11 protein-coding genes, 1 tRNA gene, 1 other RNA gene and 1 pseudogene are annotated in these 12,918 nt (G+C 68.6%); 3 read left to right on the top strand and 11 right to left on the bottom strand.

What is annotated here, in order from left to right; translation table 11 throughout:
- Window positions 1-237 precede the first annotated feature (237 nt).
- Both ABZZ22_RS09295 and ABZZ22_RS09290 read left to right on the top strand, forming a co-directional pair.
- A complete protein-coding gene (locus ABZZ22_RS09295) occupies window positions 238-696 on the top strand; it encodes a nitroreductase/quinone reductase family protein (RefSeq protein ID WP_354929674.1) in 459 nt (152 codons plus the stop codon).
- A gap of 52 nt (window positions 697-748) precedes the next feature.
- Window positions 749-1,459 carry a hypothetical protein gene (locus tag ABZZ22_RS09290; protein WP_354929671.1) on the top strand — a complete coding sequence of 237 codons (711 nt, stop codon included), beginning with the start codon at window positions 749-751 and terminating at the stop codon, window positions 1,457-1,459.
- A 101-nt stretch (window positions 1,460-1,560) separates the two neighbouring features.
- Here ABZZ22_RS09290 and ABZZ22_RS09285 read toward each other — a convergent pair whose 3' ends face one another.
- From ABZZ22_RS09285 to ffs, 8 genes and pseudogenes are all read right to left on the bottom strand, one after another.
- Complete coding sequence (locus ABZZ22_RS09285; protein ID WP_354929668.1) at window positions 1,561-2,604, bottom strand: aspartate-semialdehyde dehydrogenase; 1,044 nt, start codon at window positions 2,602-2,604, stop codon at window positions 1,561-1,563.
- Window positions 2,601-3,059, bottom strand: a complete 459-nt coding sequence (locus ABZZ22_RS09280) for an ACT domain-containing protein (RefSeq protein ID WP_354929683.1) — start codon at window positions 3,057-3,059, stop codon at window positions 2,601-2,603. The genes ABZZ22_RS09285 and ABZZ22_RS09280 overlap by 4 nt, the downstream gene beginning before the upstream one ends.
- A gap of 60 nt (window positions 3,060-3,119) precedes the next feature.
- A pseudogene (locus ABZZ22_RS09275) lies at window positions 3,120-4,439 on the bottom strand (aspartate kinase); the annotation flags it as partial.
- Between the two features lie 11 nt (window positions 4,440-4,450).
- Window positions 4,451-5,038: a DUF5063 domain-containing protein gene (locus ABZZ22_RS09270; protein ID WP_292649743.1), complete on the bottom strand. Its 588-nt coding sequence runs from the start codon at window positions 5,036-5,038 to the stop codon at window positions 4,451-4,453.
- Window positions 5,039-5,135: 97 nt separating this feature from the next.
- The gene (gene recR / locus ABZZ22_RS09265; protein ID WP_292649744.1) at window positions 5,136-5,732 is read right to left on the bottom strand and encodes a recombination mediator RecR; all 597 of its coding nucleotides are present in this window, start codon (window positions 5,730-5,732) and stop codon (window positions 5,136-5,138) included.
- Window positions 5,733-5,780: 48 nt separating this feature from the next.
- Complete coding sequence (locus ABZZ22_RS09260; RefSeq protein WP_354929663.1) at window positions 5,781-6,161, bottom strand: YbaB/EbfC family nucleoid-associated protein; 381 nt, start codon at window positions 6,159-6,161, stop codon at window positions 5,781-5,783.
- Window positions 6,162-6,171: 10 nt separating this feature from the next.
- On the bottom strand, window positions 6,172-8,385 hold the full coding sequence (locus ABZZ22_RS09255; protein WP_354929660.1) for a DNA polymerase III subunit gamma and tau: 2,214 nt from the start codon (window positions 8,383-8,385) through the stop codon (window positions 6,172-6,174).
- A 170-nt stretch (window positions 8,386-8,555) separates the two neighbouring features.
- An RNA gene (gene ffs / locus ABZZ22_RS09250) (signal recognition particle sRNA small type) lies at window positions 8,556-8,646 on the bottom strand.
- 122 nt (window positions 8,647-8,768) lie between these two features.
- Between ffs and ABZZ22_RS09245 the strand changes: the two genes are divergently transcribed.
- Window positions 8,769-8,856: transfer RNA gene (locus ABZZ22_RS09245), tRNA-Ser, on the top strand.
- A 153-nt stretch (window positions 8,857-9,009) separates the two neighbouring features.
- Here ABZZ22_RS09245 and ABZZ22_RS09240 read toward each other — a convergent pair.
- Genes ABZZ22_RS09240 through eccD form a run of 3 tightly spaced genes read right to left on the bottom strand, consistent with a single transcriptional unit; the run spans window position 9,010 to window position 12,916 of the window.
- Window positions 9,010-10,155 (bottom strand): S8/S53 family peptidase, encoded by a 1,146-nt coding sequence (locus tag ABZZ22_RS09240; protein WP_354929657.1) that lies wholly within the window; start codon window positions 10,153-10,155, stop codon window positions 9,010-9,012.
- On the bottom strand, window positions 10,140-11,546 hold the full coding sequence (locus ABZZ22_RS09235) for a type VII secretion protein EccB (protein ID WP_354929654.1): 1,407 nt from the start codon (window positions 11,544-11,546) through the stop codon (window positions 10,140-10,142). The genes ABZZ22_RS09240 and ABZZ22_RS09235 overlap by 16 nt, the downstream gene beginning before the upstream one ends.
- Complete coding sequence (gene eccD, locus ABZZ22_RS09230) at window positions 11,546-12,916, bottom strand: type VII secretion integral membrane protein EccD (RefSeq protein WP_354929651.1); 1,371 nt, start codon at window positions 12,914-12,916, stop codon at window positions 11,546-11,548. Before eccD ends, ABZZ22_RS09235 begins: the two co-directional genes overlap by 1 nt.
- Between the last annotated feature and the right edge of the window lie 2 nt (window positions 12,917-12,918).

Raw genomic sequence — 12,918 nt, 5'->3', positions numbered from 1 at the left:
ACTTCGGACTGCGTGGCACCGGCGAGCACTGCGGTGATGACCAGACGACGCTTCGACATGGCTGAGCCTTGGCCATCTCGCCCATGCCGATGTCGCGCGACACGCTATGCCGATGTCTCGAGACACCCCATTCCGATGTCCTGAGACTGGACACTGTCAACCCGACAGCGAGTTCAGGCTCGGAGATCATCAGATCTTCGAGCCTGAACCTGTTTTTGGCCGAGTAGTGTCGACCACATGAGCTTCGACACTCGCAACGGCACCCGCGGCGCCAGGCAGCCCACCGCCAACCCCCTCCTGAAGCTGGGTAACAGGCTGATGATGCTCCGGGCCCGCAAGAGCACCGGCACCACCGCCGGGATGCGGCTGCTCGTGCTCACCACGATCGGCAAGAAGAGCGGCGAGCCCCGCTCGTCGCCGCTCGCCTGGTTCCCCGGCGACGACGGCACCTGGCTGGTGGTCGCCTCGGCAGGCGGCGCGGTGAAGAACCCGGCGTGGTATTACAACCTCGCCGCCCACCCGGACCGCGTCACCATCCAGCTCGGCGGTGAGACGATCCCCGTGGTCGCCGAACAGCTCCACGGCGAGGAGCGCGCACGAGCCTGGGCGGAGATCGTCGACTCGGCCGCCAACTTCGGGAGCTATGAGGAGAAGACCGACCGCGAGATCCCGGTCATCCGCCTGACCCGCGTCTGAGTTCGATCCTCCTGGGTTCAATTGTGGCGTACGGCATGCGAAACTGCCCCTCATGACCAACGACCCCGCCGACAAGCTCGCCGCGCCGTCGTTCGGCTTCAGGAAGAAGCGTGGGGGGACGAAGCCGACCGCCGCCAAACCCGAGAAGTCTTCGGCTCAGCAGAGTTCTGCGGAGAAGACCCAGGTGCTGGAGAAGACGGCGCCGACCGTCGTCGCGCCCGAGCCGTCGGCGAAGGAGGCTGTCGAGAAGTCCGCGCAGAAGCAGAAGGCTTCAAAGTCTCAGAAGCCTCCGAAGCCGGTGCGGGAAACGAAGGCCAAGACCCCTCCAGCGCCCAAGGCGACCAAGGACCCGAAAGCGCCGAAGGCCCCGAGCCAGCGGCGGCTGAAGCTCGCCACCCCGACCGGCATGTCGGCGGCGGTCATGATCGGCGCCATCGTCGGGGCGTTCATGACCCTGGCCATCTGGTTCAGCGGCACCGTGAGCCAATGGACGCGCGGCACCTCGTCGCTCGGCGACACGGGCGCGATCGTCCTCATCACCGTCTTCGTCCTCGCGGTCGTCGTCGGCGGCTACCTCCTCCGCCTGGCCGGCGCCCGCTCCCCCTTCACGATCAGCTTCCTCGGCTCAGCGCTAGTCGCCGTGGTCTCGATGCTCTTCCTCACCGAGCTCTTCGACAACGCCTGGGCCGTGATCATCGCCGTGACCCTCACCGCCGCCGCGTACGCCCTGTCCTACTGGGTCACCACGACCTACATCGACTGACAACCCCCACGCCGAGGCGTCACCCGCGTCGGCCGAGGCGTCACTCCCGTCGGCCGAGCCGGCACCGTGATGCCATCTCGGCCGACGTACGTGACGTCTCGTCAGAGGCTGGCGGCTACGAGCTCGGCGATCTGGACGGTGTTGAGCGCAGCGCCCTTGCGGAGGTTGTCGTTGGAGATGAACAGGGCGAGGCCACGGTTGTCCGGGACACCCTCGTCCTGACGGATGCGACCGACGTAGGAGGGGTCTTTGCCGGCGGCGTGCAGAGGCGTGGGTACGTCGCGGAGCTCGACACCGGGGGCGTTCGCCAGGATCTCGGTGGCGCGCTCGGGGGTCAGCGGCGAGGAGAACTCGGCGTTGACCGCGAGCGAGTGGCCGGTGACGACCGGGACGCGGACACAGATCCCCGAGACCCGCAGGTCGGGCAGGGCGAGGATCTTGCGGGACTCGTTGCGGAGCTTCTGCTCCTCGTCGGTCTCGTTCAGACCGTCCTCCACCAGCGAGCCGGCGTAGGGAAGGACGTTGTAGGCGATCGTCTCGACGTACTTGTCCGGCTCCGGGAACGCGATGGCGGACCCGTCGTAGGCGAGCTCACGGGCCTTGTCGCCGGCCGCCACGATGCCGTTGACGAGCTCCTCGACGCCGGCGACGCCGGAGCCGGAGACGGCCTGGTAGGTCGACACGATGAGGCGCTCGAGCCCGGCTTCGTCATGGAGCGCCTTGAGCGCCGGCATCGCCGCCATCGTGGTGCAGTTGGGGTTGGCGATGATGCCCTGGCGGGCCTCGATGACCCCGTCCATGGCAGACGGGTTGACCTCGGAGACGACCAGCGGGATCGACGGGTCCTTGCGCCAGGCAGAGGAGTTGTCGATGACGATCACTCCGGCGTCGGCGAACTTCGGCGCCAGCGCCTTCGAGGTGGCGCCGCCGGCGGAGAAGATCGCGATGTCGAGGCCCGACGGGTCGGCGGTGGCAGCGTCCTCGACGACGACCGAGCGGTCACCGAACTCGATGGTCTTGCCGGCCGAGCGCGCCGAGGCGAAGAGCCGAACCTCGCCGAGCGGGAAGTTCCGCTCGAGCAGGATCTGACGCACGGCGACGCCCACCTGCCCGGTGGCTCCCACGATTCCAAGATTGATGCTCATCGGCCGGTCCCTCCGTAGACGATGGCCTCTACGTCGCTGTCGAGGCCGAATGCTCTGTGTGTGGCGCGCACTGCGCGGTCGAGGTCGTCGGTGCTGACGAGCACCGAGACGCGGATCTCCGAGGTCGACACCATCCTGATGAAGACTCCCTCGGCGGCGAGCGCGGCGAAGAACCGCGACGTGATCCCCGGATGCGTACGCATTCCCTCCCCGACGATGGAGAGCTTGCCGATCTGCTCGTCGGTGATCGGGTCGGCGAAGCCGACCTTGCCCTGGATGTCGCTCAGCGCCGCCCGGGCCAGCTTGACGTCCGTGCGCGGGAGCGTGAACGAGATGTCCGTACGCCGCGTCTCCTCGGCCGACACGTTCTGCACGATCATGTCGATGTTGATGCCGGCTTCGGCGAGGGTGTCGAAGACGCGGGCCGCCTCGCCCGGCTCGTCGATGACCCCCACCAGGGTGATCTTGGCTTCGCTGCGGTCGTGGGCGATGCCGACGATGTCCGGGACGTCGGCGCCGGTCTCGGCCCCGTAGGAGACCTTCTCGACGTCTACATCGCTGAACTTCTCCGCCGCGGCCTGCACCGCCCGGTCGACCTCGTCGTCGGCGACGACGACCGAGACCCGCACCTCGGAGGTGGAGATCATCTGGATGTTGACCCCGGCCTGGGCGATCGCGGAGAAGAAGTCGGCGATCTTCTTCGGCTGGGTGCGCAGCCCGGCCCCGATCAACGAGACCTTGCCCATCCTCGGCTCCGTGCTGACCCGCACGAAGCCGACCTCGGCCTGCGCCAGCTCCAGCGCCTTCACGGCGCGCTCGACGTCGTCTCGGGGCAGAGTGAAGGTGATGTCGGTGCGCTCGGTGCCGGCCGCGGAGGCGTCCTGGACGACCATGTCGACGTTGATCCCGACCCCGGCGATGATGTCGAAGACCTTCGCGGCGGCGCCGACCTGGTCGGGCGCGTCGACGACGGTGATCTTCGCCTGGCTGCGGTCGTAGGCGATGGCCGCGACGATCGGAGCCTCCATGCCGGCATCCTCGAGAGCCTGCGGGTCGCCATGGGGCGAGACCGCGTCGATGCTGCCCTTGACCACGGTGCCGTTGAGGGTGGAGAAGGAGGAGCGTACGTGGATCGGCAGGCTGTGACGCCGGGCGAACTCGACGGACCGCAGGTGGAGAACTTTGGCTCCGGAAGCGGCCAGCTCGAGCATCTCCTCGAAGGCGACCACGCTCAGCTTGCGTGCCGTCGGGACGATCCGCGGGTCGGCGGTGAAGACGCCGTCGACATCGGTGTAAATCTCGCAGACGTCGGCGTTCAGCGCCACCGCCAACGCGACGGCGGTGGTGTCGGTGCCGCCCCGGCCCAGCGTGGTGATGTCCTTGGTGTCCCTGGAGACGCCCTGGAAGCCGGCCACGATCGCGATCGCACCGTCGTCGATCGCTGCCTGGATCCGCTCCGGGGTGATGCTGAGGATCTTGGCGCGCCCGTGCTGCGCGTCAGTGATCAGGCCGGCTTGCGACCCGGTGAACGACCGGGCCTCGTACGCCAGCCCGCGCTCGTTCGCGACGTCGTTGATCGCCATCGCGAGCAGGGCCATCGACTGCCGCTCGCCGGAGGTGAGCAGCATGTCGAACTCACGCGCATGCGCGGTTGCGTCGGGCGAGACCTTGTTGGCCAGATCGATCAGCTCATCGGTGGTATCGCCCATGGCGGAGACGGCCACGACAACGTCGTGGCCTTGTTCTTTGGTTGCGACCACCCGTTGAGCCACGCGCTTTATGCCCGCAGCATCCGCGACCGAACTGCCACCGTACTTCTGAACGACGATTCCCACGCCGGGAGAGTCTACGTTGCCGGTGCTGACGTCTTCTCCAGCATCTCATCTGCGGCAGCCAGGTCCTCGTCCTCACCGGTGAACGGCTCGGAGTCGAGACGGTCGTGGGCGACCACGGTGAGCAGCGCGTTGAGCACCGCCCCGGCCAGGTTTCCCCAGTTGTTGACGTAGCTGAACTGCCACCACCACAGCGCCTCGTCGACGTCACCGAGCCGGTAGTGACGCAGGCCGTACTCCAGATCGGTCACCAGGCTGGCGACGTCGTCGGAGATCTGGCTGTCGACCACGTCGGGGCTGTAGGGGTCGAAGACGAAGCTGTAGGTGTCGATGTCCCCGAACATCCCGGCCAGCCCCATCCGGAGCTCGTCGACATCTGCTTCCATGCCCACGTCGGGCTGGAACTCCTCGCGAGGCTCGAAGTCCTGCTGGGCGCCCAGCCGCGCGCCCGCCAGCAGGATCTGGCTCACCTCCAGCAGCAGCATCGAGACAGCGCTGCCACCATCGCCGTCGGCAGCGATCGCGCGCACCGAGAGCAGAAAACTCTCCACCGAGTCGGCGATGCTGGTGGCGAAGTCCTTGTCGGTCAAGTCGTTCGTCATGACGGCCCCTTTCCGGAGGTCCATTGAATCGTCAGGCTACCTCCGAAGTCGCGGCCTGACGAGGGTAAAGAGTCGGCTCTTATCAGGGCTTAAGGGTCTACTCGGCGGCTCTGCGCCCGGCGAACGCGCGCCCGAGAGTGACCTCGTCGGCGTACTCCAGATCGCCACCGACCGGAAGACCGCTGGCCAGACGGGTGACCTTCAGGCCGAGCGGGCTCAGCTGACGGGTGAGGTACGTCGCCGTCGCCTCGCCCTCGAGGTTGGGATCCGTGGCGAGGATCACCTCGGTGATCCCCGGATCGTTCAGCCGCTGGACCAGCTCGCGGATGCGCAGCTGGTCGGGACCGATCCCGTCGATCGGACTGATCGCACCGCCGAGCACGTGATAGCGCCCGCGGAACTCACGGGTGCGCTCGATCGCGACGACGTCCTTGTATTCCTCGACCACGCACAGCACGGACTGCTCGCGACGCGGGTCGCGACAGATCCGGCACGTCTCCTCCTCGGAGACGTTGAAACAGACCGAGCAGAACTTCACCTTCGCCTTGACCTCGTTGAGGATCGCGGCCAACCGATGTACGTCGGCAGGATCAGCCTGGAGCAGATGGAAAGCGATCCGCTGGGCGCTCTTCGGGCCTACGCCCGGCAACCGTCCCAGCTCGTCGATGAGGTCTTGGACCACACCCTCGTACAACTTGGTTATCGCCTGTCTCTAGCAGTGCTTGATTCAGCTGTGTCTATTTCAGAAGCCGAGCTTGAACGGCGGCTCTCCGCCGGCGCCACCGCCGAGGCCACCCGCGAGCGGGCCCATCGCCTCACCGGCGAGATCGTCGGCCTTGCTCTTCGCGTCGCGGTAGGCGGCGACGATCACTGCGCCGAGGTCCTCCAGGTCATCGGGGCTGCTGCCGTCGAACTCGCCCTGCTTGATCTCCACGCCGACCAGCTCGCCGGTGCCGGTGAGCTTGACGGTCACCGCGCCGCCGGCGACGGTGCCGTCGACGATCGTCTCGGCGAGCTTCTCCTGGGCGTCGACGATCTGGCCTTGCAGGGCCTGGGCCTGCTGCATGATCGCGTTGAGGTCGAAGCCGCCTTCGCCGCCGAGGCCTTCGAGTGGGTTCGTCATCTGTGCCGTCCTAGTTGTGTGGGATCTCTTCGATCATCGTTGCACCCAGCTCCTGAGCGAGCAGCGCTTCTGCGCCCATCGCGGCCGGGCCGTCGTAGGCCTGATCGTTGGGGTTCACCGCAGCGTCGGCCTCCGCGAGGCGAGCCGCGGTGTCGTCGACCGGAGGCTCGTAGTCGGCCGCACGCGTCGGCCGGATGGCCTCCCGAGCCAGCGCGATCGCTCCTGGGTCGGCCGGCTGCGCCGCGGACTGCTCCGGCGGCGCCGGCGGCTGGTCCGGAGGCGGCGCCGGCGGCTGGTCCGGAGGCGGCGGCTCGGCGGCCCAGTCGGGCGGTGGCGCCTGCTCGTTCCAGGACGCCTCCTGGGGCTGCTGAGGCTGCGCTGGCTCCCGGGGCTGGCTCGGCTGCGGCGGCGGGGCCTGGCGCTGCGGAGCGCTCTGGCCGCCACCGGCGACGATCGCCTCGATCTTCGGCTGGATGCCGATCACGTTGACCAGCGCCTGCCCGAGAACCGGTTCGTGGCCGCCGGTCGCGAACCGGTCACGCAGGCCCGGCGACGCGAACCCGAGAGTGAGCACGCCGTCGCGGAAGTCGACGACCTGGGCGTTCTGGCCCACGAGCGACCACGTCGCCCGACGCAGACCCTTGGTCTGGGCGATCACGTCGTCCCACAGGCGCCGGATGTCTATGCTGCGCATAGTCACTCCCTCGCTCGGCTCGAGACCAACACGGTCGCTCGGGGAAGGGGGCTGTGTTGGTCTCGACACGCCTCCGCCGCCCTCGCTTCGCTCGGGGGCTCCCTCGCTCGGCGCGTCCGGACGAGCAAGCTCGCCGGACGACCTCACTCGGTCGCCTAGCGGCTCCGGCGGCTCGACCGACGCAGGAGCGGGCGCAGGGGTTGGCTCGGGGGCCGGTTCAGGAGTCGGGGCGTACGTCGGGGCGGGTTCGGGCTGCGAGGGAGTGACCGGCTCGTGCCCCGGCGCGCCGACGGACGGCTTGAGCACCGGCCGGTCCTGGGCTGGCGCGGCCGCTGCCGGAGGCGCGGTCACCGTCGGCGTACCGCTGATCTCGATCCGCCTCTCCAAGCGGTCCAGCCGGGCCGCGAGGCCGTCGGCACCGTCGGCCGCGGGGAGCAGCACCCGGGCACAGATCAGCTCGAGCAGAAGTCGGGGCGCGGTGGCGCCGCGCATCTCGGTCAGGCCGGTCGCAACCGCGTCGGCCGCTCGAGACAGATCGTGCGGCCCGAAGCGACCGGCCTGGGCGACCAGCCGCTCGCCGCCGTCCTCGGAGACGTCGATGAGGCCGGTCGCGGGCGCGTCCGGGACCGCCTTGACGATGACCAGGTCACGCAGCCGACGCAGCAGATCCTCGGTGAACCGCCGCGGGTCCTGACCGGTCTCGATGATCTTGTCGATCACGCCGAACACGGCAGCGCCGTCGTGGGCGGCGAAGGCGTCGACGACCTCGTCCAGCAGCGAGTCGGGGGTGTAACCGAGCAGCCCGGCGGCCATCTCGTACGTGACCCCGCCCTGCCCAGAGCCACCCAGCAACTGGTCCATGACCGAAAGGGTGTCGCGCATCGACCCACCGCCCGCGCGAACGACCAGCGGCAATGCTGCCGCATCGACGGCGATCTTCTCCTCCTCGCACAGGCGCGCGACGTATTCGCTGACCACCTTGGGCGGGTAGAGACGGAACGGATAGTGGTGCGTACGCGACCGGATCGTCGCGATCACCTTCTCCGGCTCGGTGGTCGCGAAGATGAAGCGGAGGTGCTCCGGCGGCTCCTCGACCAGCTTGAGCAGGGCGTTGAAGCCCTGCGTCGAGACCATGTGCGCCTCGTCGATGATGTAGATCTTGTAGCGCGACCTCACCGGAGCGAAGAACGCCTTCTCCCGCAGGTCACGGGCGTCATCGACGCCACCGTGCGAGGCCGCGTCGATCTCGATCACGTCGATGCTTCCCGGGCCCCCGCGCGCCAGGTCACGACAGGACTCGCACTCCCCGCACGGATCCGCGATCGGCGCCCGTTCGCAGTTGATCGCGCGGGCCATGATCCGCGCCGCCGTCGTCTTCCCGCACCCCCGCGGCCCCGAGAAGAGGTATGCATGGTTGACCCGGTCTGCCGCGAGCGCATTGCGCAACGGACCGGTCACATGCTCCTGTCCGATGAAATCGGCGAAGCTGTCCGGCCGATAGCGGCGGTAGAGAGCCAACGGTGCGTCCACCCCATGAACCCTAACGACCGTCACCGACAGTCGGTAGCCGCCGGGCGGCCCTGCAGCGGACGAAGCCCGCGAAGTGGACACTTTGGGCCCTCGGTCCTGCGCCTACCGAGCCCATATCGACCACTTCCCGTCGGATGCGAAAGAGCCCGTCGGAAGGGGAAAGGGCATGAAAAGGCCCCCCACGTACCCGACAGAGCTCGCTTATCCTTGCTGCCTTCCGGCCCTGGGGAGATTCGACAAGATGTCGCCACATGGGGGGTTGTCGGAGAGTCTAGACGAGTCGCCGCGCGGATCCCAAAGCGGTGTCCCGAGCTTGTCGAGGAGGTGACACGCCCACTTCCGCCGATTTCCCCCGGCTCCCACAGCCGCGTAGGATCCCTCACGGATCTGTCGCCTAGTGGCCTATGGCGCACGGCTGGAATCCGTGTTGGGTGCAAGCCCTCGGGGGTTCGAATCCCCCCAGATCCGCCAGCAGGAAACCTAGGTTGACCTGCAAGAACGCCGGCCGAAGCGCGAGCTTCGGCCGGCGTTCTTCATTCGGCGAGCGACTCAGTCCAAGATGGCGTACGCCTCGACCTCGACGAGAAGCGGCGCGCGAAGCCTTCGACAGCGAGCCGTGACCGGCTACATCGAACCCTTGCGCCGCGAGAACAACGGCCGCAGGACCAAACCGAGACCGAGCGCCCCGCCGCCCGCGATCCCCCACCAGATCGCGTTCTCGCGGACGGCGGCGAGCGGGTCGACCTTCTCCCGAGCCATCGGCGCCTGCTCGGTCTCCGGCGCCGTGGCGGCTTCCTCGACGGGCGGCCGGGTGAGCGCGGCGTAGGCGTTGACCACACCGGCGCCCCAGTAGCGCCCGCCCTGACCCTGACGGCCAGACGTGGTGCTGTAGAGCCGGTCGATGACCTGCTCCGCGCTCCAGCCCGGGTTGGTCGACCAGATCAGTGCGAGCACGGCCGAGACCTCGGCGGCGGCGAAGGAGGTCGTGATCGAGTCGACCCAGCACGGTTGACCGAAGAGAGTCGTCGACGGGGCACCGTAGGTCGGAGCGGTGACATCCGTCCTGGAGTTCGGTAGCACCTTGAAGTCCGGGTCGGAGGCCCACGTGCCGGACGCGCTGACCGTCACGATCGAGTCGTTGGCGTTGGGGAACGCCTTGGACGCGACGTCCAGCGGGTCCGAGTCGGTGACGACCTCGGACCAGTCCGAGGCCATCACCACGATGGCCCCCTTCTTGACGAGCGCGTCGACGGCGGTGTCCAGCCCGGGCGCCCCCTGCGTCGCGGGCAGACCGATGTCGACGATCAGCCCCTTCGCGTTGCCCTTGGCCAGCGAGCCCAGCTCGGCCACCATCTTCTTGGCCTCGATCGTCGACTTCTCCTGGCCGACCCTGAGGACCGGGTGGTCGCTGAGCCTCGCCTTGGGCGCGATCTGGGAGATCAGACCCGCCGCCACGGTGCCGTGGTATTCCGGCGCGTTGCGGCCGAAACCGGAGTCGACCACCGCGACGCGGATCCCCTGGCCCTGCTTGCTCACCTTCTGCGCCTCCGCGATCCGCATGATCGCGAACGGGGCGACCTGCTCCGGCACCGGCGCGGTCCGCGTCTCCGCCTTCTGCGGGGTGCCACCCCCGGTGTTCTTCGCATAGGCGGAGCATTCCGCCCGCTCCTCCGCCGCGTACGCGGGCCCCGGGCTGCCCAGAAGCGTCAGCCCGCCGGCGATCGCGGCCAGGGCGACCCCGCGACGTACGAGCGTCACTGGGTCACGCACTGGTCCGCCTTGACCTCATCGCTGTTGGGCGGGCACAGCGCCAGCTCGGTCGAGAGCGCAGCACCGCTGGGGAGCAGCCGCAGCCACGTGCCGGGGACGATCGGACCGGAGTCGAAGCTCAGGCCGAGCCGACCGACCGTGGTCGGACCGTCCAACGTGTTGGCGGTGCCGCGGGCATCGATCAGATAGGGCGTCCCGCTCTTCTTGTCGAGCTTCTCGCTGTTGGCGGCGTAGACGAAGGCACCCTTTCCGGGATCGACCCTTGCCTCTGTGAGGCTGTCCGCCCCGGGCGGCGTTGCCGGCCACGCCCTCTCACCTGGCTCGATGCCGAGCCGCACCGTCGTGTCGGCGCCGGTCTCGAGCAGGGCGCAGGCCGCGCCCGTCGCCGGGTCGACCGTCGACCTCGGCCAGAATGTGGTCGCTTCCAGACGGTCACCGTCGATGTTCGGCTGCGAGTCCAGCTGCTGAAGGTTGACCTTGTCACCGAAAGCGATGTCGTAGACCTCGCTGGCGAAGTCCTCTAGACGGATCCAACCGGTCTCCGTCATCAGATAGTCCTTGGCCAGGTAATTGCCCTTCGTCCCGATCGGGTAGTCCTCGCCCTCGACCGTCTGTCCCGACTTGGTGAAGGCGCTCCCGAAGGAATCACCGGTGAGGGCACCGCCCGCCGGGAAGAGATTCACCCAGGACTGAGGCACCCTGGGAGCAGAGATCGGCCCCGTGAAGATGCGGTCTGCGTACGTCTCGGCGTCGCCTTCGATCTTGTAGCTGTAGGCCTGCGTGCCGCCGTCGACGTCCGTGCTTTCCGCGACGAGATAGGTGCCTTCTGCGGTCTGCACCAAGAAGCCGGATTGAGCGGCCTGCCGCACGTCGGGTTTGGCTGAGATGTTCAGGAATGTGCCTGCATCGTCAGCCGTGCACGCGGTCCAACCGGTGTTGATGAAGTCGGACGTCAGCGGCAGCTCCTCCGGAACGTTGGGCCCGCCGAGGCCGATCGTGCCCTTGGGGAACTCCTTGTCGATCTCCTCCTGGTCGATGACCTTGGACTTCTCCTCCAGGTCGAGACCGAGGATGAGCTGGGCGCTGGCGAGGTTGACGACCGGGTACAGCTTCCTGTCGTTCTCTGGGCCGGTGACGACGTACCGCGCCCCGCCCTTGGTCACGATCAGACCGGGCTGGTCTGCCCAGCCCGTCGCGGGCCGGGGAGAGAGGAAGTGGGCGACGGCGCCGCCGGCGATGAGCAGCACCGCGAGGATGACACCGCCGAAGACCGAGCGCCCCGGCCGGGCCGGCTCCACCTCGCGCCCACCAGGGGCGCCGGAGAGGAACGCGGAGACCAGCCGGCGGCGGCTGAAGGCATGCGCCTCTACGAGGTCCTTCTTGCTGGCCATCAGAAACCAGCCACCGCGGCGCCGAAGAGGCCCGAGGCGAGCACCATCAGCGGCAGCATCGCGAGCAGGCAGATCGTCTCGGCGAGATCGGCCAGCCGGCCACGCCGGATGGACCCGACATCAGGAACCAGCGTCAGCACCAGGAGTACGCCGCCCGCCGCCGCGAGCACGACTGCGGTCGTCGGCCGCCACGACTCGTGGTAGACCAGCAGCGCGGCCCCGATCGAGAGCAGACCGGCGATCCCGGAGGAGAGGCCGACGAGCACCTCGGAGCCGGTCCGGTACTGCCGAGTGCGCAGCATCAGCACCACGCACGCAGCCAGCGCCACCAGCGTGCCGGCGAGCCCGAGCTGAACCACGACCGGCGTGGTCAGCACGACCAGGACGCCGACGGAGAGCGCGATCGCGACCAAGATCTCGTGGGCGACCTTGGCGTCGACCCGGACCTGATCCTTTCTGATCTCGTCGGGGTCGAGGTTGATGTCCTCGTCGGAGTAGAGCTGAGGGACGTCGGTCTTGGTCGTGCTCAGCGCGAGCCACGGGAAGAAACTGCCGGCCAGCACCACGACCACCAGGACGATCCCGAGCACCACGCCGGCGCTCCAGCCGGTCGCACTCAGCAGCAGACCGGCGACCAGGAAGACACCACCGACGAGCGCGCCCGGCATCGCCAGTATCCGGGACTCGCCCAGGCCGAGGAAGCCGATCGCGGAGGCGAGCATCGCGCCCGCTCCGGCGATGGCAAGCGGCACCCCGACGCCGTCGCTCGGGCCGAAGGCGGCCGAGCCGATCAGGAAGCCGGCGACCGCGCCGTAGATCTCACCGATCCACACCGCGGCGATCGCGGCGTCGTTCTCGGCCTCGAGCCGGGAGAGCACGATCGCGCCGCCGGCGAGGACGATGCCGATCACGGCGGCGGCGACGCCGGCGAGCATGGACGGCGACTGGGTCCACAGCGCGCCGGCACCGAGCAGCAGCAGCAGCGCGGCGGCCAGCAGGGACGTACGACGCCCGGCCTCCGGCTTCCACGGAGCCATCTCGCTCTCGACGACGTCCGTCATCGCCTCGACCACGTCGTCGTAGACCCGCGGCGGCTTGTCGTCGATCCCGGCGCTCACGGTGAGGACGCCGCCGTCCTCGACACCCTGTGGGATCAGACCGAGGTCACCGGTCAGCTTGCGACCGTCGGCCAGCACGACGCGGTAGCCGGCATACGCCGTCTGCGGGTCGAGCAACCCGACGCTTCGCGCGAGCTCGGGGACGAGCTCAGCGACCGGCACCGAGCCCGGCAGCACCAGATCCATCCGACGGGTGCCGGAGGCGACAGTGACCCGTACCAACCCCGTGGGCGCCACCTGCGCCTGCGTCATTT

Source organism: Nocardioides sp. NPDC006273 (genome assembly GCF_040613495.1).
In the GTDB taxonomy this organism is placed as follows: Bacteria; Actinomycetota; Actinomycetes; order Propionibacteriales; family Nocardioidaceae; genus Nocardioides.
Note: the sequence above shows the minus strand (reverse complement) of the source record. Positions and strands in the feature narration are given on the sequence as shown.

Coding starts and splice junctions, on each gene's coding strand:
- ABZZ22_RS09260 (WP_354929663.1), bottom strand. CDS start 6,161: ATGACGAACCCACTCGAAGGCCTCGGCGGCGAAGGCGGCTTCGACCTC.
- ABZZ22_RS09235 (WP_354929654.1), bottom strand. CDS start 11,546: ATGGCCAGCAAGAAGGACCTCGTAGAGGCGCATGCCTTCAGCCGCCGC.
- ABZZ22_RS09295 (WP_354929674.1), top strand. CDS start 238: ATGAGCTTCGACACTCGCAACGGCACCCGCGGCGCCAGGCAGCCCACC.
- ABZZ22_RS09285 (WP_354929668.1), bottom strand. CDS start 2,604: ATGAGCATCAATCTTGGAATCGTGGGAGCCACCGGGCAGGTGGGCGTC.
- ABZZ22_RS09290 (WP_354929671.1), top strand. CDS start 749: ATGACCAACGACCCCGCCGACAAGCTCGCCGCGCCGTCGTTCGGCTTC.
- eccD (WP_354929651.1), bottom strand. CDS start 12,916: ATGACGCAGGCGCAGGTGGCGCCCACGGGGTTGGTACGGGTCACTGTC.
- ABZZ22_RS09270 (WP_292649743.1), bottom strand. CDS start 5,038: ATGACGAACGACTTGACCGACAAGGACTTCGCCACCAGCATCGCCGAC.